Raw genomic sequence first — 23,654 nt, forward strand, 5'->3', positions numbered from 1 at the left:
TTTGGGTTCAGGCTTGGCGGGCGAAATAATGGGGGAGCGGCGGCAGTTCTAGAAGGTGTCTGCGCATAAGGTCAAGACAGGCGGCGGCGATAATATTTTGAAACAACGTTCGTGAGCCCGAGACCACCGTCATATGGGTGCGCAGATCCTCTTCAGTTCCCCAGGCAATCCAGACAGTGCCTACAGGCTTATCCTCGGTACCTCCTCCCGGACCGGCGATACCCGATACGGCGACGCCTATGTTAGCCCCTGAGCGTTGCAGTGCGCCCAGTAACATTTCTTTGACCACGGCCTCACTAACGGCGCCATGCTCTTTCAAAGTGGTTGGGGCAACCCCTAACTGATCGCGCTTTGCCTCATTGGCATAGGTAACAAAGCCGGTACCCAATACGGCGGATGACCCAGGTTCTCTGACCATCATTGACGCGATCAAACCGCCGGTGCAGGACTCGGCGCTGGTCATAGTTTTGCCCTGGTCTCGGAGAACAGACTGTAGCTTCTCGGCCAGCCGCGCACTTCCTGTGCCCAATATGTGATCACCAAAATCTTCCTCAAGGAGCGCTAGGGCGGCCTTTTGTGCAGGCAACTTTGCAGCACTGGGAACACTGAGCTTGAGTTCGAGCTGTGGCATGCCAGCTCGAAACCCCAAGGTGACGTCACTGGGCCAGCGGTCAGCGTATTTTTTGATGCGCTCCTCGACCGAGGACTCGCCAATACCAAAGGTCTGTAGACGAAGGATTTGACGGGCTTCACCCCCAATACGAGCTTTAAGGTGTGAGGTTAGCGCCGGCAACATGGCTTCCAACTCACTGGGCACCCCCGGTGTGGTAAGGACTAAACAGTCGTTGATGTCGATGGCGAATCCCAAGGCACTGCCCGAGGGGTTGTGAATGAGCTCGCAGCCCTCCGGTACAAAGGCTTGTTTAAGATTTGCTGGATTGGGTGCAATTCGTCGTCGCGCGCACCAGTCCTCTACGTGGGCAAGGGCGTCGGGATCTTCAATAAGTTCAACGCCACTGAGAGCAGCGATGACCTCGCTCGTTAAGTCGTCGCGTGTAGGCCCCAGACCGCCGTTGACTATGACCGCGGGGTAGTCAGCGGTGAGGCGGGCGAGTGCGCTTTGCAACAATGTCGGATCATCGCCAACGGTGCATTTTTCACCGACCTCAAGGCCGTGCTCACCCAGCCGGATGGCGATCATGGCGGAATTACTGTCCACGGTGTCGCCGGACATGAGTTCGTTGCCAGTAAGCAGTAAGGCAATGCTGGGTGTATCCATAGTGATGTCTCCTTAAGGGCTCAAGGATAACCTGCTGAGCCTGTGAAACCCACGAACTATCACGGGCTCTTAAGGCCGAAATGCGATAGATCGTCTACACTACCGCCCATAGATTTTTTTACTTTGGAGTACCCATGCATCGCGTCGTTTTTAATCAGAAAGGGGGGGTGGGTAAAACCTCGATTACCTGCAATTTAGCGGCCATCAGCGCCAGTCAAGGCCTGCGGACCCTGGTTATAGATCTCGATGTACAGGGGAACTCTACCCACTACCTGATTGGTTCTGTCGATGCAGAGCAGTACCCGGCTGAGGCTCAGGGTGTGGCGGGTTTGTTTAAACAAACCGTGGGATCGCGCAATATGCGCAAAAACCCAGATTCCTTTGTTTGGGAGACGCCCTTTGAGAACCTGTTCCTGCTGCCCTCAAGCCCATATCTCGCCGAGATAGAGAAAGAACTGGAGGCGCGTTACAAGATTTATAAATTGCGAGACGCTCTGAACAAACTTGACGAAGAGTACGATCGCATTTACATCGACACCCCACCCAACTTCAATTTTTATTCAAAGTCAGCGCTAATCGCTGCTCATCGGGTACTGGTTCCCTTTGATTGTGATTCCTTTGCCCGTCAGAGCCTTTACGAATTGATGTTGAACATTGAAGAGCTGCAGGAAGATCACAATCCCGAGCTTACGTTGGAGGGCATTGTGATTAATCAGTTTAATGGCCAAGCGCGACTCCCTGGAGAACTGGTGGCCGAACTGCAGTCTGAGGGTTTCCCCGTCATCGACAGTTTCCTCAGCAGTTCGGTCAAGATGCGGGAGTCCCATCATGAAATGCGGCCCCTCGTTCACCTTGCACCCAGCCACAAACTCACCCAGTCCTATATTGCGCTTCATCAAGCCCTTGAAAAGGGGGTCAAAAAGCGCCGTCGGGGCTGACTACTGGCGGGCTCTTCTGACCAAACAGCTAAGCGGTAGGGCGTGACACATGCAGCGCGTTGGCGGAACCCTTAACCGATTCGGGGGCACAAGTTAATAGCTTGACGGTGACCGGTAGGTTCCTTGGGTAGCGGCTGGTGTTAAAAGTCGGCGTGGCCCGGAGTGCGGGGAAAGGGAATGACGTCGCGAACGTTTTCCATGCCCGTGATGTAGGCCAGTAATCGCTCAAAGCCTAAACCAAAGCCGGCGTGAGGTACGGTGCCATACCGGCGCAGATCTCGGTACCACCACAAGTCTTCAAGGACAGCTTTATCCATACGGCCCTCCAACACATCTAAACGCTCTTCCCGTTGGCTGCCACCAATGATTTCACCGATACCGGGAGCCAATACATCCATTGCCGCTACGGTCTTGCCATCGTCATTGAGTCGCATGTAGAACGCTTTAATATCACTGGGGTAGTCGGTGACAACAATGGGCTTACCTACATGCTTCTCCGCGAGGTAACGCTCGTGTTCTGAGGCCATGTCAACGCCCCAGTGCACCGGAAATTCAAAAGATTCACCACAATTTTCGAGAATGGTGATCGCTTCTGAATAGCTCATTCGCTCGAAGTTTGAATCGACAATACCCTGAAGGCGCTGCAGTACCGTTTTATCAATTCGCTGTTGGAAGAAAGCCATGTCATCGGCGCAGTGTTCCAGCACTTCAGCAATAACATGACGCAGCAAACCCTCTGCGAGAGCAGCATTGTCGTCGAGATCAGCAAAAGCGATCTCTGGTTCTACCATCCAAAACTCCGCAAGGTGTCGCGTGGTATTTGAGTTTTCAGCTCTAAATGTTGGGCCAAAGGTATAAACCCGAGACATCGATAAGCAGTGTGATTCAACCGCGAGCTGGCCAGAAACCGTTAGGAAGGCCTCGCTGCCGAAAAAGTCCTGACTGTGATCGACGCTACCATCGGAGTTGCGGGGCAGATTGGCGTAATCCAATGTGCTAACTCGAAAGAGCTCTCCGGCGCCTTCGCAATCGCTCGCCGTAATGATGGGCGTATTGACCCAGTAGAAGTCTTGGCGATGAAAATATTCATGTATGGCTCTCGCCAAGACATGTCTGACCCGCGTTATGGCGCCAAAAGTATTGGTGCGAGTTCGTAAATGCGCCTGTGTCCGAAGATATTCAAAAGTGTGTCTCTTTTTGGCAATAGGGTAACTCTCAGGGTCATCAACCCACCCCACAACGGTAACCGCCGTCGCTTGAATCTCTACGGCTTGCCCTTTGCCCTCAGAAACTACTAACTCCCCGGAGACCTCAACCGCGCATCCTGTGGCAAGCAGCAAAACCTCCTGGTCATAGTTCGACAGGGTGTTAGGGACCACCGCTTGAATGGGGTCGAAGCACGTGCCGTCGTGGATCGCGAGAAATGAGATGCCTGCCTTAGAATCGCGCTTGCTGCGTAGCCAACCTTTAACCGTCACTGACTGGCCGATAAAGTCGGAGTCAGAAAATAAAGATTTTATGGGTAACCATGCGCTCATCTTGAGCTCCTTCAAGGCTTGGGTGGGACTGTCGGATTGTAAAAAATGGCGCCTCAAAATTTGAGGCTTTAACTCATTCCTTGGGTGGCTTTAGCGCACATCCGGGAGCGAGGTTAAACTGAGGTGCCGCGCCGCTGCCGGCATCTGGCGTGCTTTGGTAGTCAACCTCTACGGTCTGTCCCAGCTGCAGCTTGCGAGTAGAAGACGTCAAGCTCGCGGTCCATTTATCAAAACTGAATTTTTCAGGGTCCTTACGTAAATCTACTTGCCCTTCAAGCCCCAAGTCCGCCAGCCGCACAGTGAATCCTGCGCTGGTAACGTGGGCCACTTCCCCCGCGTACCGCGTTTTCCCTGCCAGTTTGCAGCGATCAAGGTAATTACCAGTGAGCCATCGCTCGGCGGCCTGTGTGGCACTTCGGCCACGGGCTATCGCTGCCGCGGTATTTTGCAGCTGCAGATCTGTCACGGTGTCACCCGGCTCTCCCGCAAGAACTTTTTTAATTTGTCGGTGGGTTAAAAAATCGACGTATTTACGCAGCGGTGAGGTGAAGTTGGTGTAGGCATTCAAGGCCATTCCCATATGCTCCGCCGGTGAGGTGCTAAAGACGGCCCGGGTCAGCAGCCGGTTTACCATGCCGCGTAAGGGGAGTGGATGCGTTGCGTTCAGGGCAGTAAAAACTTGCTGATAACCCGCGACTGTATGCGTTGATATGTCGGCTAGTTCTGGGAGGTAGCGCTTCAAAAACTCTTCGGTCTCGCTCGCTCGATCTTTGCGGAATCCCGGATGAACCACAAAGGGACCGGTTGCTTCTGCCATTGCTAAAAAGTGCGCAGCGCTTCTATTCGCCGCAATCATGCATTCCTCCACCAGATGCTGTGAGGCAAGCTTTTCTGAGGTTTCAATGTTGCCGATTTGACGTTCATCATTGAGTTGCCATCGATACTCTGTGCGATCCTCCATGACCAACTCGTGATTTTCACGATGATGACGAAGCGCGCGGTAGGCCTGCACTAAAGCCTCTAGCGGATTTGACCAAGCAATCAACTGATCATTGTGGCCGGTCACATATCGATCAACCGCGGCGTAGGTGAGCTTGGCTTTGGATTGGATTTTTGCCTGAATAAATTCGTAGCTGCCGACGTTACCCGCGTCGCTGACGTTGATTTTACAGACCAGCGAGGGTCGAACTTCTCCTTCCGCCAGCGCACAAAAATCTCTGCCAATGGCCTCGGGAAGCATCGGTAACACGTCGCCGTGAAAATACGTCGAGGTCGCGCGTGAGGTCAGCGTCTCGTCTAGCCCTTCAAGCCCATCTAGATAGGCGGTAGGGTCAGCGACGGCGACGTAAAGCACCCAGCCCTCGCTGGTGACCTCGGCGTACAGGGCATCATCGATATCTTGTGTTCGCGCAGCGTCAATTGAGACGAAATTCAGATGGCTCAGATCCACACGTTCTGGATCAGCCAGGGGGCTGCGCCCCTCGGCAAACTTGACCCAGGCAGCCGTGTCTCTCTCGTTCCAAGCCCAGGCGAGACCGGCCCTCGCTGCACAGTAGCGATTTTCTAAGCCTGGGGAACCCTGAGAACCGAACACCGCGAGAACTTTAGCGGAGGGTTTGCCGTCCTTGATGGGGTGGCGCATCAGTGCGCATTCAACCTTGTCCCCGGGTTTCGCGCCGTTGCGGGCATGAGGGGGAATAAACAACCAACGCTTCATATCGTGGAGGTCAGGCTCAACAAAGACCGCCTTTCCTTTCACCACTAAGGTTCCAACAAAGCGATCCAGCGTACTGGCAATAAGCCGCTCGATGTCCGCTACGGTTCGTCCTTCCTGATTCTTTTTGCCGCTTTTGCCCTTTTGAGTAGCGGGGCGAATGCAGATGCGCACTTTGTCGCCCGGCAGGACTTTAAGCATTTCATCAGGTGGAATGAAGATTTCGCGGCCGTCGTCAACCACAGCGAAACCGTAGCGATTTTGTGTGCCTTTGACCGTGGCGTCGACGTATTCTTTTTCAGCCTCAATCTGCTGTTTCAGGCCCTTCAATTGGGCCATGGCGTCGTTGTTCAGCATGGCCTTTTGGGGCTCCCGGATATCGCAGCTGTCAGCAAAGACGAATCGGGCATCAGTGGCCGGATTCAAAGTAGGCGTGAATGCTAGCGAAATTTCCGTCTGCTGTCAGCGTCTGACGGACTTCTTAGCGTTAAATTACTGTCTCCGTTGACAGTGGGCACGTCGAGAGCTTTACTGGTACCAGGCCGAAAATAAATGAGTAGGGCGGATATTGTTTGATAAAACGAGCTGATCCACGGTGGGATCCCCACAGCAAACAGTTCAAGACAACGTCGCAACCTCCTGAAGACAGGCAGGGCTTTACCACTAACGCCCACCAGAATAAGACCACTACTTTCGATCAAATTTCTAATGCTAAGGAGTCTTCCTATGGAAGCGATTAATGCTGCTTGTCATGACGAAAACCTTGATACGGCCTCATCGGGCCGCAAAACCTACGTACTCGACACCAATGTACTCCTTCACGACCCCACAGCGGTTGCCGCCTTTATGGAGCACCACGTGGTCATTCCAATGACCGTTCTTGAGGAACTCGACCATATCAAGGATCGGCGGGATAAAACGGTTAGCCGAGAGGCGCGCATCGCCATTGGGATGATTGAAAAGATAGTAGGCGGCGCAAGCCCTGGGGCAACACAAGCAGGGGTTGAGATTCCCGGCTCAAATTTCAATGGGCCATTGGGCACGCTTGCCATTTACCCTGATCAGCTGATCCAAGAAGACGGGGTGGTGCCGTTTCTCAATGCGACACAGGATCAGGCCAATGACAATCGTATTATTAATGTCGCGTTAAAGCTGCAATCTGAGCAACTAGAGGCAGTGGTGTGCTTGGTGACTAAAGATATCAACATGCGGATTAAGGCCAAGGGGTCTGGGCTTAATAACGTCGAGGACTACCGCCATGACCGCGTCTTGGACGATATCGATTTGCTCTCAACGGGCTACGAGCACGTCAGTGGGGATTTTTGGTCAACCATTGCCGAGGTGGATACGATCCGTGAGGACAATGTCACCCTGCATCGGCTTGCAAAGGCAGCGCTGCCCAACGCGTATCCCTGTCAATTTGTCTACGATGATGAAAAGTTTCTGGCTTATGTGGTCAAAATAGACGACGAGTTCGTTTATCTGCGCGTGGACAGCCGGGATAACCTCATGAATCAGCGTTTTTGGGGGCTAGCGCCAAGGAATTTGGAGCAGGCGATGGCGATGCGCCTGTTGGACGATGGCGACATTGATATGACGGTTCTTACGGGCCCTGCGGGCTCGGGCAAAACACTACTCGCCCTCGCCTACGGTCTTCACGCTATTCTCGAGCAGCGGAAATTTTCCAAGTTGATTTTGGCAAGATCAACCCCGCCTATCGCCGAGGAGATTGGTTTTCTACCGGGAACTGAAGAGGAGAAAATGGCACCGTGGTTGGCCGCTTTTGAGGACAATCTGGAAATATTGCATGGCACCGATGAGTGCGCAAATGGCAGTATTGATTACGTAAAAGAGCGTGCGAATATTCAGTTCAAATCATTGAATTTTATGCGCGGCCGATCGTTTAACAACGCCTATATCATTATTGACGAGGCTCAAGGCCTGACTCAGTTTCAGTTGAAGTCGATCATTAGCCGGGTGGGCGCAGACTCGCAAATTGTCGTGTTGGGTAATCTGGCGCAAATCGATAATAAATATATCTCCCCTCTCACTTCAGGGTTGACCTACCTCGTAGAGCGGGTAAAAGCCTACCCCCACGCCGGCACTATGTTCATCAACGGCATCCTGCGGTCGAGGCTGGCGGCGTTTGCTGAGGAAAATCTGTAAAGGCAGATTTAGTCTGCGAGCTCTGCCTTGACCCTGACAGCGGCCCCCGCCTCCGCAGCCCAATTCAGTGCGCTTGAGGCCATTACGATGACCGTGGAGCCCAAAAAGAAGCGACCTATCTCGTCTCCCGCTGCAAATGTTGGCGCATGATCGTCGCTCCAGAGGGTCTCTCTCATCGCGTCAGGGGAGGGGGCCTCTACGCCGCCCCAAACCGTTTCTATGCCGGCAACGATGATGGCACCCACGAGCACCACGGCAAGTGGCCCATCGGCAGTATCAAAATGGCACACCAGCCGCTCATTCCGAGCAAACAGCTGGTCAACTGTTTGAGCGGTGCTTTTATTAACGGCAAACAAATCGCCGGGAACGTAACAGGTTCGTCGAAGTGTCCCTGTCGTGGGCATGTGAATTCGATGGTAATCGCGGGGTGACAAATAAATGGTGGCGAAGCTGCCGTCCTGAAAGGCTTGCGCTGCTACAGCATCGCCGCCCAACAGGGCTGTTGCGGTGTAATGCCGACCTTTAGCCTGAATCATAGCGCCCTCGGCTATTGCTCCTCGTTGACTGAGCTCACCGTCTGCGGGCATTACAAATCGACTGTTGGCGAGAGGGCGCGCGTCCGTTTTTAAGGCTCGAGTAAAGAACGCGTTAAAGTGGGCGTAATCCTCGGGTTTCTCAATCTCTGCATCCTTTAAAGAAATGCCATAGCTGTTCATAAAAGCTTTGATGAGTGTCGTCTTCAGCCAGTTTGGACCCTGGAGGTGGCCTAACCACCCCGCCGCTCGAGATAGATGATGTTGTGGGAGTAGCGACTGTAATATGGCAAAAAATTTCATAAATAGATAAACGTAGTGGCGTAGGAAAGGAGGTATTCTAGCGGGGGGTGGCGTCTAGGTCAGTGAATTTAGCACTATGGAATCAACGTTTATGCAAAATAGTTGTCAGCACAGCTACGCTCAAAAAGGTTGTATTCGATTTTTGTGCGCCATTGCGTTAACGATGGCGCTGCCAGCGTGGGCTCAAACCCCGTCCGGGGAAGATGCTGGTCTGACCGCAGATGCACCCGCAGAAGCGCCCACACAAGTTCGGGTCGTGGAAACCACGGCCCCTGAAGTAACGGCGTCGAAGCCCAATGCCACATCCAACCAAGTGGAGGATGAAGCCCTGTTGGATCAGAGTGTCGAATCCGATGAAGAGGCACTGTTCGAGGGCACTTCATGGATGGATACTGGACATGGTCTTGTCACTGAGAGGGCTGATGACCTCACCCAATGGTTTGACGCGTATTTTGGTGGAGGTGACTCTGAGGATACTGAGGCCTATTCGCGGTTACGGCTTCGTGTCAGCAATGAGTGGGATGAGCGTCTCGGTAATGATGTCCGTTTTCGACTGGGTGGTAAGGTCAATCTGCCGCAAATTTCCAAGCGGCTTGATTTGGTGTTTCAAGGCGATGACCCGCTCAACGACATCAACGGCGAGCAAGATGAGTCACAGTCTCGGGTTGCCCTGGAATTAAAAGTTAACCGGTTTGAAGACTCTGACGTCGACTTTAAGCTCACCTTGGGTGTCGGTTCTAACGGGCCAAAGCCGGGTGTTAAGTTCACTTATCAACGGGATTTGAGCGAGCGTAATAGCCTGCGGTTTATTGAGCGCGTCCAATTTGATGCTGGGGAAGGCACTACCAGTACATCTCGACTGCTTTTTGACCACCAAATCGATGATCAAAAGCTGATTCGCAGCTACTCACGGGCGCTGTATGGATCTAGTACTGACGGTCTGGAATTGAGCACCAGCTTGCAATGGATCAACTTTTGGAATGCAGATCGCGCAAATGGTGGTCCCACCGAACGCGGCCTCATGGTCTACGGTGAAGTCTGGGGGGCTACAGAGCCTTACGACTATGTCTCTAACTATAAACTGGGTGTTAGATTCCGTCGCCAAACCTACCGTGATTATTTGTTCATAGAGTTTGAACCCAGCTACAACTGGCGTGTTGATGAACCCTACGATAGTAGAGAGGGAGCCTGGCGGGTTGACTTGCGTTTCGAATTCTTACTCTTTGAGGATTTGCGTAAAGATCGCGGAGATTCCTAAGCGCTTGGAAGGTGGCAAGGAGCTCCTCACACGCCTAACGACCGCGCTAACTTTGACGCTGCAAATTGCGCAGCATGTGATGTCTCGGCGGGTCCTTCGTGCGGACACGTATTCAAGGATCTCTTAACTCATCGACGAGACGATTTGACGGTAACTGCTGAGTCGATCTTCACTAATTTCACCGCGCTCATGCGCTTCGAGTATCGCGCAACGAACCTCATGGCTGTGGCTACAATCCCGAAAACGGCACGAGCCTAGAAGCGGTTCAAATTCCACGAACCCCGCGGCTATGGCGTCTTTTGGCAAGTGGCTGAGGTGAAATTCTCGGACGCCGGGGGAGTCTATGAGGCGACCGCCTCCGGGCAAATGATAAAGGGCTGCGGCTGTCGTGGTGTGTCGCCCTAGGCCGACCGCGTCAGACAGAGCCCCAATGCGAATTTCTAGGTCGGGCAATAACCGCTGAATTAACGAAGACTTGCCAACGCCCGACTGCCCCACCAGTGCGACGGTTTGCGTGGCCACCATGTCTAACAAAGCGTTAGCCGTTGGGTCACTTAGCTGGTCAGTTGTGAGCACCTCAATACCCAAGTGACTGTAGATTTCGGCGAGTTGAAGCACCGATGGCGCCTCAGGTAACAAATCAGCCTTGTTGACCACCAAGCTAGCCTCGATACCTGCGTGCCCGGCTGCCACCAAATAGCGGTCGATTAAATTGGCTTGAGCAAGGGGTTGTGGCGCGATGACAATTAATAAGCGATCGATATTGGCGGCTATGGGTCTGAGTACACCCTGACTATTGGGCCTTGAGATAACGGTGCGACGGGGTAGTAAAGCTTCAATAACCCCATGCTCACCTTGCGGTGTCCAAACAACCTCATCTCCAGCGACGGGGTCTTCGGCGCGGCGTCGAAGTGTCGTTGTTCGTCGATCGCCATCTGCCGACTCAATGAGTACCTGTTTGCCGAAGCGTGCGATGACCAGTCCCGATTCACCGCCTAGGTCGCTGTCATTGCGATAGCGATCCTGCGCCGCTTGAATGCGTCGGTGTTGCTGTTTACTGAGGCGTTGTTTCGACATGGGGTCAGTCTACTGCGTCCTTGCCGTTCTTGTGAGTGAAGTTTTTAATGCCCTAATAGCAGCTCTGATAGACTTCCGATAATTAGGAGGGCTTTATGTCAGACGCACAAAATCTTATTTGGGTCGATTTGGAGATGACCGGCCTCATCCCTGAGCAGCATCGCGTCATTGAAATGGCCGTGATCATTACAGATAGCGATCTGAATGAGTTGGCGCAAGGACCGGTGATTGCGATTCGCCAAAGCCAGGCAGAAATCGATGCGATGGATGATTGGAATACCAGCCATCACACAGCCTCTGGACTGGTAAAGAGAGTGCTTGAGAGCGATTACGACGAGCAACGCGCGACGCGAGAGACATTGGCTTTCCTAGAAAAATGGGTGCCAAAAGGCCGCTCCCCGATGTGCGGCAATTCCATCTGTCAGGACCGACGCTTTATGGCGCGTCACTTGCCGGACCTTGAGGCGTTTTTCCATTACCGCAATCTTGACGTGAGCTCTTTGAAAATTCTTGCTAGTCGCTGGCGGCCTGATTTACCGGGGTTAAAAAAGCGCAATGTCCATCTGGCTCTCGATGACATTAGAGAGTCGATCGAGGAGCTGCGTTATTACCGAGACCACTTTCTTCAGGTGCCCTCGTTATAACTCAGACCTGATCAGCGTGTTGGGCAAGCGCCCAAGCCACGTGCTCCCTGACTAGGGGGGAGGGGTGGTCGCGGCGTTTACTTAAGGCGTCAACCACTTCTATCGTCTTGGTGGCGTTGCCCAAAGCAATGGCAATGTTACGCAGCCAGCGCTCATAGCCAATCCGGCGAATGGGCGATCCTTGCAGGCGTGTTTCAAATTCGTGGTCTGTCCAAGCGAACAATTGGGCAAGTGTTTCATTGTCGAGATTGTGACGTGGCGCAAAGTCAGGCTCATGGGTGGGTTGGGAGAATTTATTCCAAGGGCATACCAACTGACAATCATCACAGCCATAAATACGGTTGCCCATTAAGGGGCGCAACGCTGGGTCAATCGAACCCGGGTGCTCAATAGTGAGGTAAGAAATACATTTTCGGGCGTCCAAGACATGAGGTGCCACAAAAGCTTGGGTAGGACAGATATCGAGGCAGGCGGTGCAGCTGCCGCAGTGTTTTTCGGTTTTAGGGGCATCGGTGTTAAAGGGTATGTCGGTGTAGATTTCGCCAAGGAAAAACCAGGAGCCTGCCCGCTCGTTGATGAGCATGGTGTTTTTGGCGATCCATCCCATTCCCGCTTGCTCGGCCAGGGCGCGCTCGAGGACTGGCGCACTGTCGACGAAGGCGCGGTATTGCCCTGATCCCAGTTCAGCTTCGATCCGCTTTGCGAGTCGCGCAAGGCGTTGCCGCATGAGTTTGTGGTAGTCGCGGCCTAGGGCATAGCGCGAGATGTAGGCACGATCACTTTGGGTCAACAGCACCTCGGGGTCAGCGGCAGACTCTGGGAAGTAGTCCATTCTCAGCGTCAACACGGTACAGGTGCCGGGAATGAGTTCAGCGGGGCGCGCTCGTTTCAGCCCGTGCCGAGTCATGTAATGCATGTCGCCCTGATAGCCGGCGTCCAGCCATTTTTGTAAATAGCCCTCGTGTTGGGCCAGGTCTATTCCAGTAATGCCCACCTGTTGAAAGCCCAATTCCTGTGCCCATTGCTCCAGCTGTGACCGAATGGCAACGAGAGAGTCTGGATTTTTGTTGGAAAGCGTCATCGCGGCATTCTGACAGACCCACATGTCCCCGTCGTGCTAATGCTTCGGTACACTTGCGCAATGACAGATATGACTGAACTTACCGTGGATCTACCAGATGAGCACAGCACCATGGCCTTTGGCGCAAGTCTGGCTCGGGTTTGCCCGTCGCCTCTGCGCATTTACCTTAGTGGCGAGCTGGGTGCAGGCAAGACGACACTGAGTCGAGGCTTTCTGCGCGCCTTGGGCCATGAGGGTAGCGTGAAGAGCCCAACATACACATTAGTAGAGCCCTATGAGTTCGATAGTGTTATGGTTTTTCACTTCGACCTTTACAGAATTGCCGATCCGGCAGAGCTAGCCTATATGGGGTTTGATGATTACCTAATGACTCCGGCTATCTTGCTGGTTGAGTGGGCTGATCGCGGTGGAGATTGGTTGCCACCTCCAGACCTACTGGTTCATTTATCCCCTGTGGGTGAGGGGCGGCAGCTGCACTTAATGCCGCGATCAGAACAGGGTGCGCTGGTCTGTGAACAACTGAGTAAAAAGCTCTAGGGGAATGCACACCGCAAAAATTCGGGTTTTGAGTGGAACCCGCGTGCAGATAAACGACATTTAGGGCAGGCATGCCCTCTACAGAGTGAGCGTGTAATTGGCGTCAGGGCAAGCAAATTGGTGCAGAATAAAAGTCATACCCTTTGGTGTGCTGCTGTGCTTATTTCTGTCGCTCATAATGCCAGTGCATGCAGCAGAGATTCTCGACGTGCGGTTATGGCGGGCCCCTGATCACACCCGCGTGGTTTTTGATCTTTCGGAGTCCATTTCGTACTCGATACTGGAGCTGGATAATCCAAGACGCCTGGTCATTGATGTGGTGGATGCGCGTCTAGCCAATGCCCTGACCAACCTGCCCCTGGAAAATACACCCATTGCCCGAGTGCGCTCGGGAGTGCGAAAAGGCGATGATTTACGCATTGTTTTCGATCTTGAAGCTAAGATCCGCCCTAAAAGTTTTCCGTTAGAGCCCAATGAGCGTACCGGTCATCGTTTGGTGCTCGACCTCTTTGATGACGGTGTTTCGGGCAGCAAGGTGCCTGCGGTGAAAAGCGTTGATGAGCTCGCGAATCGCCGAGATATTATCGTGGCTATTGATGCGGGTCACGGCGGCGAGGATCCCGGGGCATTGGGGCCCAAAAAGCTGTATGAGAAAAAAGTTGTTTTAGCGATAGCGCAAAAATTAAAGGCGAGGCTGGGTCAAACCCCCGGCCTGCAGCCTGTCATGATCCGCGATGGTGATTACTACGTGAGCCTGCGTGGGCGACGGGATTTGGCACGAAAATATCAGGCGGATTTGTTTGTCTCGATTCATGCCGACGCTTTCCGACAGGCCTCTGCTAACGGGGCCTCGGTGTACGCACTGTCAACCAAAGGCGCTACGTCAACGGCGGCGCAATATTTGGCGGATCGTGAAAATTCTGCCGACCTGGTGGGTGGTGTCAGGCTATCGGATAAAGATGACATCTTGGCGGGGGTGCTAACCGACCTGTCAATGACAGCCACGCTCGACACCAGTTTGAGCTTGGGTGCCAGAGTGCTGGCTGAAATTGGTGATTTTGCAAAGCTGCATAAGCCCAAAGTTGAGCAGGCTGGATTCGCCGTACTTAAAAGTCCCGATATCCCATCGATATTGGTCGAGACAGGGTTTATTTCTAATCCGACCGAGGCTAGCCGGCTTAATTCATCGAGTTATCAGGACAAAATGGCGCGCGCTATTCACAGTGGAATTTTGACCTGGTTCAAATCACATCCTCCCGCGGGTACGCTCTTAGCCTGGCAAAAGGGCAATCAGTCAGATGGGCGTGTTTATGTCATTGCTAAGGGCGATACACTCTCTGAAATTGCGGCTCGGTATGAGGTGCCTCTCGATTCACTCAAGGCTACCAATGGGCTGAGTGGCTCGACCATTCGTATCGGGCAAGTATTGAAGATACCTGACGGCCAATGACACAGCATCGAATTCATAGATTAGCGACCCGTCTCGCAAACCAGATCGCCGCAGGTGAGGTCGTGGAGCGACCAGCCTCGGTGATCAAAGAAGCCATCGAAAATAGTCTTGATGCTGGAGCTACCCGAGTCGACATTGAATTAGAGTCTGGCGGTGTCCAGTTGATGCGGGTGCGTGACAATGGCGAGGGAATCTCCGCCGAGGACTTAACGCTGGCGCTAGCGAGACATGCGACATCTAAGATCGACTCAATAGACGATCTAGAGGCGGTAGGGACTTTGGGTTTTCGAGGGGAGGCGTTGGCTTCTATTGCCTCGGTGTCGCGGCTTTCGTTGACCAGTAATGCCTCAGATCAGGGGGTGGAGGGCAGAATTGCTCAGTCTGAAGGACGCGATATGACCGTGTCTGTGAGTCCAGCGTCCCATCCCCGTGGCACAACCCTCGAGGTTCGTGACCTTTTTTACAATACGCCTGCGCGGCGCAAATTTTTACGTACTGAAAAAACAGAGCTGGGTCACATCGATGAAGTCTTTAAACGTCAGGCGCTGGCTAGGAGCGATGTTGCGTTTTCATTGAGGCATAACGGCAAAACCCTGCATAGTCTGAAAGCGGCCAATAACCAGGCGGAGCGTGAGCGAAGGATTGCCACCGTATGCGGCTCAGCATTCATGGAGCAGTCGGTTGCTTTGACGCGTGAGGCGGGAGGCCTCTCGCTTTATGGATGGGTGGGTCTGCCGACGTTCTCCCGTAGCCAAGCCGACTTGCAATATTTTTTCGTCAACGGGCGTGTCATCCGCGACAAGCTTGTGACCCACGCCATAAAGCAGGCTTACCGCGATGTTCTTTTTCACGGCCGTCACCCAGCGTATGTCTTATTTTTAGAGGTCGACCCCGCGGTGGTCGATGTCAATGTGCACCCTACCAAGCACGAAGTGCGGTTTAGAGAAGGTCGCGAGGTTCACAGTTTTATTTTCAGTACGTTGCACCGAGCTCTGGGTGACCTTCGACCCGGTGATGGGGCGGCAACCAGTGATACGGCAGCCGTTAACGAGCCGGGGGGAGTGGCGTGGCCCACAACACCGCAGCAGGCTCCCATGGGGCTGTCCATGCCTGCGGGGGGGCACTGGCAACCCGAGGTGCAGGCAGGCACCTCAGATATCAGTGCTCTCACTCGCCTGTACTCCAGCTCTGCTTCAAACCGCGGTGGTCAAAGCGCGACGGCGATGGCAGCGCCCGGGCCGGGGGACGACGAATCTGAGGTGCCGCCTTTGGGATTTGCCTTGGCGCAGCTGCATGGTGTCTTCATTCTCTCGGAAAATGTTGAAGGTCTTGTCTTAGTGGACATGCATGCTGCTCACGAGCGCATTACTTATGAACGCTTAAAGCGCATGCGGGATGACAGCGGCATTAGAACGCAGCCCCTATTAGTGCCTCAAACGATCACGTTGTCCTCACGGGAGGTAGCGGCTGCCGTCGAAATGTCGCAAGCGTTGCTGGCACTGGGCCTGGTGCTCGATGCTACAGGTGACGAACAGTTGGTCATTCGCGAAGTGCCTATTGCCTTAATTGGTGGTGCTATTGACGCCCTGGTAAGAGATGTTTTGTCTGACATGATGACATTTGGGACGTCAGACCGTATTGCCGCGCATGAAGACGAACTCTTGTCGACCATGGCGTGCCATGGGTCTGTGCGCGCGAATCGAAGATTAACCGTGCCCGAAATGAACGCGTTGCTGCGCGATATGGAAATGACTGAGCGGTCGGGTCAGTGTAACCACGGGAGACCAACATGGGTTCAGTTGGGTATGCAGGACTTGGACAAGTTGTTTTTAAGGGGGCGTTAATTGGCAGCCCCATCTCTATTGTGTGTCATGGGCCCTACCGCAGCGGGTAAAACCGACTTAGCAATTTCTCTGGCGCAATCGCTAAACGGCGAGCTGATTTCGGTAGATTCAGCGTTGGTTTACCGAGGGTTGGATATTGGTACCGCGAAGCCTGACTACCCACACCACCTGATTAATATTAGGGATCCCCGCGAGCCCTACAGTGCGATGCAATTTTCCCGCGATGCCACGGCGGCGATTGCCGACATAAGAGCCCGAGGGCGGTTGCCGATATTAGTGGGGGGAACGATGCTGTATTTCCGGGCTCTGCTGGAGGGTCTCGATAATATGCCTGCCAGTGATCCAGTGATTCGGCAGAAAATCGAGCGCGATGCCGCCCTAGAGGGGTGGCCTGCGATGCATGAGCACCTGCAGCGCGTTGACCCCACCCTGGCGTCGCGCTTGCACCCCAATCACAGTCAGCGAATTGCCAGAGGACTGGAGGTTTGGCAGATGACCGGGAAACCCTTGAGCGAATGGCAAAAGGGTGACGGTGACAGTGGTCTTGGTGAATCGCCAATATCTTTGGTGATTTGCCCTGCAGAGCGCAGTGTGCTGCACGCCCGTATCGCTGATCGACTCGATAAGATGTTGCATGCAGGGCTATTGGATGAGGTGCGAAAACTGTGGCTACGGGGTGACCTGAACCCCGAGCTGCCCGCTATCCGGGCCGTGGGTTATCGCCAATTTTGGGCGCATTTAGAGGGGGAAACCTCGCAAGATGAAGCCGCTCAGGCTGTGCTATTCGCCACCAGACAGCTCGCTAAACGCCAGCTGACATGGCTGCGCCGCTGGCCAGCAGATGCGTGGCTCAAGACCGGTGACAGCGGTGAGCTTTTGGCTGTAGAAAATTATTCAACGCCCATTTGGCGTGAGTTTGCCGAGAAACAGGGGCTGCTAAAAAATGAAATTGGCCCTTTGCACCAGAGCAAACACCAGATGGCGGCGCTAAATGCGGCTATTAAAGCGGCACTTAACGCAACATTTTAGAACTATTGCGGAACTAACTCGCGTTATCACGGGCCTAAGCGCTATAATATATCCCGCTCGGAATTGGGCTGCTTTGCGTCACGGTTTGTGACGCCTGCGATACGACAACTAGGAGTTACCATGTCAAAAGGGCATACGCTACAAGACCCTTACCTCAATGCTTTACGAAAGGAACGGGTTCCCGTTTCAATATACCTGGTCAACGGTATCAAGCTGCAGGGTCAAGTAGAATCGTTCGATCAATTTGTGGTGTTACTGAAAAATACGGTGTCTCAGATGGTTTACAAGCACGCCATCTCCACTGTGGTGCCTGCGCGAAATGTACGCATCCCATTGGACGGCCCCGAGGAGGACAACGCCGATAACGGCTAAGTCTTCAGACGCGCAGCTCTTTGACCGTCATGCTGGCGGTGAAAACGTCGTTTTGGTTCAACTCGCTATCGATGACGGCGGGCAGGAACTTGATGCTCAAGAGTTCGAGGAATTGGTGACATCGGCAGGTGGCAAGCCCGTAGCGATGGTAACCGGGCATCGCCGCTCACCCACAGCAAAATTCTTCGTGGGCACCGGAAAACTCGATGAGATTCGCACGGTCAAAGACGCCGAGGAAGCGGAGCTGGTGGTCTTTAATCATCCCCTTACGCCCTCGCAGGAGCGCAATCTTGAGGGTGCCCTCGAGTGCCGCGTTATTGCCAGAACGGGTTTAATCCTAGATATTTTTGCTCAGCGCGCGCGCACCCACGAGGGCAAATTGCAGGTTGAGCTCGCACAACTGCAACACATGAGCACGCGATTAGTTCGGGGTTGGACGCACTTAGAGCGACAAAAGGGCGGTATTGGCCTGAGAGGTCCGGGGGAAACTCAACTCGAGACAGACCGGCGATTACTGCGGGCTCGAATTAAAGCGATCGAATCCCGACTTGATAAAGTCAAAGCCCAGCGCGCGCAAAGTCGTCGAGCGAGAAAGCGCGCCGAACTGCCGTTACTGTCGATTGTCGGCTACACCAATGCGGGTAAATCGACGTTGTTCAACCGTTACGCTGCCGCCGACGTTTATGCTGCAGACCAACTGTTTGCCACTTTGGATCCGACATTGCGCCGCGTTGAGATTCCGCATCTTGGTGATGTTGTGCTCGCAGACACCGTAGGATTTATTTCTGATTTGCCTCACACGTTGATTGACGCGTTCAAAGCAACACTGGAAGAGACCTTAAATGCCGATTTGCTAATACATGTTATCGATGTGGCAGCGGACCAGCGTGACTATTGGATATCTGAGGTCGATTTAGTACTTGCTGAAATCGGCGCGGGCGATGTGCCGAGGTTGTGCGTATTTAATAAGCTAGATTTACTCGAGCAGTCACCACGAATTGTTCGAGATGAGGAGGGTCTCCCCACAGCCGTATATCTTTCTGCGCAGACCGGTGAAGGTTTGTCGCTACTTGAGGAGGCGCTGAGGGAGCGTTTGCAAGATGAGGTATTCGAGGGGAAAGTTGAGCTGACACCGGGTCAAGGCAAGCTGCGAGCTGCGCTTTTTGACATCGGTGCGGTGCTAAGCGAATCTTTTACCACCGCTGGAAACACCCTTTTAGAGGTGCGGTTGCCACAAAAAGTTTGGAATCGCTTGCAACATCAATATTGAGTCCCCATGTCGTTAGGTACACACCGTCAATTTTGCTAGACTGTACTGGTCAATAACCAAGGAATAAATCATGTCATGGAATGAGCCCGGGGGCGGCAACAACCGACCTCGCGATCCGTGGGGCGGCAATGATCAGGGACCCCCTGATCTTGATGAAGCCCTGAAAAAGCTGCAACAGCGACTTTCTTCTTTGTTTGGCGGCCGTGGTGGCGGTGGCACAGGGGGCACAGGGGGAACTGGTGGACGCATGTCAGGAGCGTTGCTGGGGGTGATTGCAGCCGGTGTTATTACCGTGTGGGCGCTTTTGGGCTTCTATCAGCTGGACGAGCAAGAGCGTGCCATTGTTTTGCGGTTCGGAAAATATGCGGGAACCATGCAGCCCGGCTTGCAGTGGAATCCGCCTTTGATCGACGAAGTGATTAAAGTAAACACCACGAAAATCCGCGCCGCTCAGGTTCGAGAAGTAATGCTTACCCAGGATGAAAATATTGTTGAGGTCACCATGTCCCTGCAGTATCTCATCGATGACACTGAGAAGTTTGTTCTTGAGGTGCGTGACCCCGAGGTTTCCTTGCAACACGCAGCGCAGAGCGCGCTTCGCCATGTTGTCGGTGATAGCACAATGGACCTGGTGTTAACCGAGGGTCGTGCGGCGATTGCCGGTGATGTTCGCGAGCGATTGCAAACATACCTAGACGCTTACGGAACCGGCATTCGGGTGAGTAAGATCAACATTGACGAAGGCAAGCCACCGGCACAAGTGCAGGGCGCTTTTGATGATGTGATTAAGGCTCGAGAGGACGAAGAGCGGGTGAAAAACGAAGCCCAATCCTACGCCAATGGCATCGTTCCGGAGGCTCGCGGCCGTGCGCAGCGAGTATTTGAGGAAGCCAGCGCCTATCAACAGCAGGTGATGGCTCAGGCAGAGGGTGAAGCGTCTCGTTTTACGCAGCTTTTGGCTGAGTATGAAAAGTCACCAAAAGTCACGCGCGATCGCTTGTATCTAGACGCCATGCAGACCGTCATGGCCAATACCAACAAAGTCTTGGTCGATGTTGAGGGTGGCAATAATGTGATGTACCTGCCGCTTGATAAGCTTGCTCGCCCATCCGGGGGTGGTGCGGCAACAGGTAGTTCTCGAAGTGGATTGAGTGAACGCGATCTCCGCGACATCACTGAACGCTTAAAACAAGAGTTCCGTCGTGACATTGATGTGAACGATACGCGAAGGAGTACGCGCTGATGACAGTTAAACAGCTTTGGGGAGGCATACTCCTCGCCCTCGTTGTCATAGTGGCGTCGAATTCACTTTACGTTGTGAAAGAGACCCAGCGGGGTGTCCTGCTTAAATTCGGTGAAGTGGTAAATCCGGACTTGAAACCTGGCATTCATATTAAAGTGCCCTTTGTGAACAACGTGCGTCTGTTCGACGGTCGGATACTGACCGTAGACTCACCGGCTGAGCGATTTTTCACCCAAGAGAAAAAAGCGCTGATCGTTGATTCCTACGCCAAGTTTCGTGTCCTCGATACTGCCACCTACTACACCGCGACCAACGGCGAAGAGGCACGTGCCGCAGGATTGCTAGCGCAGCGCATCAACGACGGCCTTCGTAACGAAGTGGCGGTTCGCACCGTACAAGAGGTTGTTTCCGGTTCACGAGACGAGGTGATGGAGTCAATCACCCGGAGGATCTCTGAAGTGGCGGCTACCGAATTGGGTGTGGAAGTCATTGACGTTCGAGTTAAGAAGATTGATCTGCCCCCAGACGTTTCAGACTCGGTGTATCGACGAATGAATGCCGAGCGGGAAAAAGAAGCGCGGGAACTGCGATCAGAGGGCCAGGAGCTCGCTGAAGGAATTCGCGCTTCTGCAGACCGAGAGGTGACCGTACTTGAGGCCAATGCTTTTAAAGAAGCAGAAATGGTTCGAGGTTTGGGTGATGCTGAGGCGACGCGTATTTATGCAGAAGCCTACAATCAGGATCCAGAGTTTTATGCCTTCGTCCGAAGCCTTAAGGCCTACCAAGAGACCTTTAATGCGGGTAGCGACATCATGCTAATCGAGCCTGATAATCAATTTTATCAGTACTTGAGAAGCCAAAACGCCGGCAGCAAGTCTGGCAAGTAAGTCGAGTTATGACGTCCAACGAGCGTTGGTTATTACCCGACGGCATTGACGAGTTGCTGCCTGAGAGGGCAGCCTCTGTTGAGGCTCTGCGCAGAGCCCTGCTAGACGACTGTGCCCGATGGGGTTACCGCTACGTCATTCCTCCTTTGGTCGAGTTCACTGATTCTCTGTTAGTGGGTCTCGGTGCCGATCTCGATGTACTCACCTGTAAATTCTCCGACCGAAACAGCGGCCGGATGCTGGGCGTGCGGGCAGATATGACCCCACAGGTGGCAAGAATTGATGCACATGCGCTAGGTGAGGAGGGCGTCACAAGGCTGTGCTACGCAGGTTCCACACTTCACAGTGCTCCCCAGTCAACGGCTGCAGGGCGCTCGCCCATACAGTTGGGAGCCGAGCTTTATGGCTGCGCGGACATTAGTGGTGACCTTGAGGTTATTGATCTGATGCTTGCCTTGATGGCACGTGCTGATACTGAACAGCGACACGGTCCCATCACTTTGGATGTGGGGCATGTCGGCGTCTATCAAGCTGTACTCAAAAATCTGGCCGTTGAGGGCAATGACGCGAAGACCATCTTTGATGCGCTGCAACGCAAGTCGCTGCCCGATTTAGATAATGCGCTGACAACGGCTAACGCCGAGGTTATGTCGGTGTTGAGGGCGTTGGTTAACCTTCATGGCGGCCCCGAAGTTCTTGAGCAGGCGCGAACCTGCCTCGCGGGTGTGCCTGAGGCGCTAACCGCACTAGACGAGGTCGAGCAAGTCATTCATGCGGTGCAGGCAGTGCATCCCACAGTCTCAGTTTATGTTGATCTCGCTGAATTGCGCGGCTTTCAGTACCACACGGGCTTGGTTTTTGCGGCCTATTTAGATGGCATCGGTACGGCTGTTGCCACGGGCGGACGCTACGATAACGTTGGAGCGGTCTTTGGCCGCAGGCGGCCAGCCACCGGCTTTGCCTTTGATTTAAAAGCCTTAATTGCAGGTGCTGGGCAGAGTGTTGGCGGCGATATCATGGTGTCTGCCCCAGATTCGAAAGACGTCGAACTTTTAGACGTTGTTCAAAAATTACGTGCGACGGGTCGGTCAGTGGTAACAGCCCTAGGTGGCACCCACGATCCTCGGTGTCGTGAACGACTGGTGAAGGGCGATGAAGGCTGGGTGATTCAGCCCCTAAACCCAGGAGAGAATCAATGAGTAAAAACGTGGTGGTCCTTGGCACTCAGTGGGGTGATGAGGGCAAGGGCAAGATTGTTGATTTGCTGACAGAGCAGGCGTCTGCGGTAGTGCGCTTTCAGGGCGGCCATAACGCGGGCCACACCTTGGTGATCAACGGCGTCAAGACTGTTTTGCATGTCATTCCCTCTGGCATTTTGAGGGAGGGGGTGCAGTGCCTGATCGGTAATGGGGTGGTCTTGTCTCCCGCTGCACTGCTTAAAGAAATGGGCGAGCTCGAAGAAAAGGGCGTGCCCGTCAGAGAGCGTCTGGTTATCTCTGCGTCTTGTCCGTTAATACTGGCTTACCATGCGGCACTTGATGAAGCTCGAGAGCAGCGGCGGGGCATCAATAAAATTGGCACAACGGGCAGAGGTATCGGTCCCGCTTATGAGGATAAGGTCGCTAGGCGCGGGTTGCGTTTGGGTGATCTAAGAAATCCTGCGCGTTTTAAAGAGACGTTGACCGAGGTGCTCGATTATCACAACCATGCCTTGGTGCACTACTACGGGGCAGCGCCTCTAGAACTTGACCAGGTATTTGATCAAGCGATCTCCGAGGGCGAGCAATTGCTGCCCATGATGGGGGACGTAACTTCAATGCTTCACGATTATCGGGCGTCAAATGCTCGTATTCTATTTGAGGGTGCTCAGGGGTCTTTGCTGGACATTGACCACGGCACCTACCCTTTTGTGACCAGCTCCAACACAACGGCTGGGGGAACCGCTACCGGTTCAGGTTTCGGGCCTCTTTATCTGGATTATGTTTTGGGTATTACCAAGGCCTACACGACGCGGGTCGGCTCTGGGCCCTTTCCTACTGAGCTGTTCGATGCTGTTGGAGAGCGCCTGGCTGAACGCGGGCACGAGTTTGGTGCGACTACTGGGCGGCCTAGACGCTGCGGATGGTTCGATGCCGTAGCTTTGCGGACAGCGGTAAACATCAACTCGATTTCCGGTTTGTGCCTAACCAAGCTAGACGTGCTGGATGGGTTAGACGAGATCAAGGTTTGTGTTGCCTATGAGGATAAGCAAGGTAATGCCGTCGCAAACCCTATTGATGCGGTTGACTACGAGGAGCTGGTGCCGGTGTATGAAACCTTAAGCGGCTGGGATGAGTCGACCGTGGGCGCGCAAAGCGTTGCGTTGTTGCCGACCGCTGCACGTGATTACATCGCGCGCCTTGAGGAGCTTGTGGGGGCGCCGATTGATATTATTTCCACCGGCCCAGATCGAGAGGAGACCATAGTGCTCCGAAGTCCATTTGGTTAAATC

General features: G+C 53.7%; 20 protein-coding genes. 14 read left to right on the top strand and 6 right to left on the bottom strand.

Translation table 11 applies throughout. The annotated features are described in order from the left end of the window. Positions 1-7: 7 nt before the first annotated feature. Positions 8-1,279: a CinA family nicotinamide mononucleotide deamidase-related protein gene (locus ACMAY6_RS02230; protein WP_435214081.1), complete on the bottom strand. Its 1,272-nt coding sequence runs from the start codon at positions 1,277-1,279 to the stop codon at positions 8-10. A 134-nt stretch (positions 1,280-1,413) separates the two neighbouring features. On the opposite strand from ACMAY6_RS02230, the gene ACMAY6_RS02235 reads away from it, so the two are divergent. Continuing rightward, positions 1,414-2,217 carry a ParA family protein gene (locus tag ACMAY6_RS02235; protein ID WP_435214083.1) on the top strand — a complete coding sequence of 268 codons (804 nt, stop codon included), beginning with the start codon at positions 1,414-1,416 and terminating at the stop codon, positions 2,215-2,217. A 140-nt stretch (positions 2,218-2,357) separates the two neighbouring features. Here the strand turns inward: ACMAY6_RS02235 and asnS are convergent, their stop codons facing one another. Together asnS and ACMAY6_RS02245 are read right to left on the bottom strand one after the other, a co-directional pair. Next, the gene (gene asnS / locus ACMAY6_RS02240) at positions 2,358-3,755 is read right to left on the bottom strand and encodes an asparagine--tRNA ligase (RefSeq protein WP_435214085.1); all 1,398 of its coding nucleotides are present in this window, start codon (positions 3,753-3,755) and stop codon (positions 2,358-2,360) included. 73 nt (positions 3,756-3,828) lie between these two features. Beyond that, positions 3,829-5,895, bottom strand: a complete 2,067-nt coding sequence (locus tag ACMAY6_RS02245) for a VacB/RNase II family 3'-5' exoribonuclease (RefSeq protein WP_435214087.1) — start codon at positions 5,893-5,895, stop codon at positions 3,829-3,831. Positions 5,896-6,195: 300 nt separating this feature from the next. Between ACMAY6_RS02245 and ACMAY6_RS02250 the strand changes: the two genes are divergently transcribed. Then, entirely contained in the window at positions 6,196-7,635 is a 1,440-nt protein-coding gene (locus tag ACMAY6_RS02250; protein WP_435214089.1) for a PhoH family protein, read from the top strand. Positions 7,636-7,643: 8 nt separating this feature from the next. On the opposite strand, the gene asd is transcribed toward ACMAY6_RS02250, so the two are convergent. Then, positions 7,644-8,471: an archaetidylserine decarboxylase gene (gene asd / locus ACMAY6_RS02255; RefSeq protein WP_435214091.1), complete on the bottom strand. Its 828-nt coding sequence runs from the start codon at positions 8,469-8,471 to the stop codon at positions 7,644-7,646. Between the two features lie 91 nt (positions 8,472-8,562). Here asd and ACMAY6_RS02260 point away from each other — a divergent pair, with 91 nt between their 5' ends. Further along, on the top strand, positions 8,563-9,729 hold the full coding sequence (locus ACMAY6_RS02260; protein WP_435214093.1) for a hypothetical protein: 1,167 nt from the start codon (positions 8,563-8,565) through the stop codon (positions 9,727-9,729). 123 nt (positions 9,730-9,852) lie between these two features. On the opposite strand, the gene rsgA is transcribed toward ACMAY6_RS02260, so the two are convergent. Continuing rightward, on the bottom strand, positions 9,853-10,806 hold the full coding sequence (gene rsgA / locus ACMAY6_RS02265) for a ribosome small subunit-dependent GTPase A (RefSeq protein ID WP_435214095.1): 954 nt from the start codon (positions 10,804-10,806) through the stop codon (positions 9,853-9,855). 95 nt (positions 10,807-10,901) lie between these two features. On the opposite strand from rsgA, the gene orn reads away from it, so the two are divergent. Next, the gene (orn, locus tag ACMAY6_RS02270) at positions 10,902-11,450 is read left to right on the top strand and encodes an oligoribonuclease (protein WP_435214097.1); all 549 of its coding nucleotides are present in this window, start codon (positions 10,902-10,904) and stop codon (positions 11,448-11,450) included. Position 11,451: 1 nt separating this feature from the next. Here orn and queG read toward each other — a convergent pair whose 3' ends face one another. Continuing rightward, complete coding sequence (gene queG / locus ACMAY6_RS02275; RefSeq protein ID WP_435214098.1) at positions 11,452-12,531, bottom strand: tRNA epoxyqueuosine(34) reductase QueG; 1,080 nt, start codon at positions 12,529-12,531, stop codon at positions 11,452-11,454. A gap of 60 nt (positions 12,532-12,591) precedes the next feature. Between queG and tsaE the strand changes: the two genes are divergently transcribed. The 10 genes from tsaE (at position 12,592) to ACMAY6_RS02325 (ending at position 23,651) form a co-directional block, all read left to right on the top strand. Then, entirely contained in the window at positions 12,592-13,068 is a 477-nt protein-coding gene (tsaE, locus tag ACMAY6_RS02280; RefSeq protein ID WP_435214100.1) for a tRNA (adenosine(37)-N6)-threonylcarbamoyltransferase complex ATPase subunit type 1 TsaE, read from the top strand. Positions 13,069-13,246: 178 nt separating this feature from the next. Continuing rightward, positions 13,247-14,518 (top strand): N-acetylmuramoyl-L-alanine amidase, encoded by a 1,272-nt coding sequence (locus ACMAY6_RS02285; RefSeq protein ID WP_435216095.1) that lies wholly within the window; start codon positions 13,247-13,249, stop codon positions 14,516-14,518. After that, positions 14,515-16,362: a DNA mismatch repair endonuclease MutL gene (gene mutL / locus ACMAY6_RS02290; protein WP_435214101.1), complete on the top strand. Its 1,848-nt coding sequence runs from the start codon at positions 14,515-14,517 to the stop codon at positions 16,360-16,362. Before ACMAY6_RS02285 ends, mutL begins: the two co-directional genes overlap by 4 nt. A 27-nt stretch (positions 16,363-16,389) precedes the next feature. Beyond that, entirely contained in the window at positions 16,390-17,391 is a 1,002-nt protein-coding gene (gene miaA / locus ACMAY6_RS02295; RefSeq protein ID WP_435216097.1) for a tRNA (adenosine(37)-N6)-dimethylallyltransferase MiaA, read from the top strand. Between the two features lie 120 nt (positions 17,392-17,511). Beyond that, positions 17,512-17,763, top strand: a complete 252-nt coding sequence (hfq, locus tag ACMAY6_RS02300; protein ID WP_435214103.1) for an RNA chaperone Hfq — start codon at positions 17,512-17,514, stop codon at positions 17,761-17,763. After that, positions 17,711-19,033: a ribosome rescue GTPase HflX gene (gene hflX, locus ACMAY6_RS02305; RefSeq protein ID WP_435214104.1), complete on the top strand. Its 1,323-nt coding sequence runs from the start codon at positions 17,711-17,713 to the stop codon at positions 19,031-19,033. Before hfq ends, hflX begins: the two co-directional genes overlap by 53 nt. Positions 19,034-19,103: 70 nt before the next feature. Further along, positions 19,104-20,276, top strand: coding sequence for an FtsH protease activity modulator HflK (gene hflK / locus ACMAY6_RS02310; protein WP_435214106.1), 1,173 nt, complete (start codon positions 19,104-19,106; stop codon positions 20,274-20,276). Continuing rightward, positions 20,276-21,163, top strand: coding sequence for a protease modulator HflC (gene hflC, locus ACMAY6_RS02315; RefSeq protein WP_435214108.1), 888 nt, complete (start codon positions 20,276-20,278; stop codon positions 21,161-21,163). The genes hflK and hflC overlap by 1 nt, the downstream gene beginning before the upstream one ends. A gap of 8 nt (positions 21,164-21,171) precedes the next feature. Beyond that, positions 21,172-22,362 (top strand): ATP phosphoribosyltransferase regulatory subunit, encoded by a 1,191-nt coding sequence (locus ACMAY6_RS02320; RefSeq protein ID WP_435214109.1) that lies wholly within the window; start codon positions 21,172-21,174, stop codon positions 22,360-22,362. Then, complete coding sequence (locus ACMAY6_RS02325) at positions 22,359-23,651, top strand: adenylosuccinate synthase (protein ID WP_435214110.1); 1,293 nt, start codon at positions 22,359-22,361, stop codon at positions 23,649-23,651. The genes ACMAY6_RS02320 and ACMAY6_RS02325 overlap by 4 nt, the downstream gene beginning before the upstream one ends. Positions 23,652-23,654 lie beyond the last annotated feature (3 nt).

Source organism: Luminiphilus sp. nBUS_16 (assembly GCF_051201645.1).
Lineage (GTDB): Bacteria > Pseudomonadota > Gammaproteobacteria > Pseudomonadales > Halieaceae > Luminiphilus.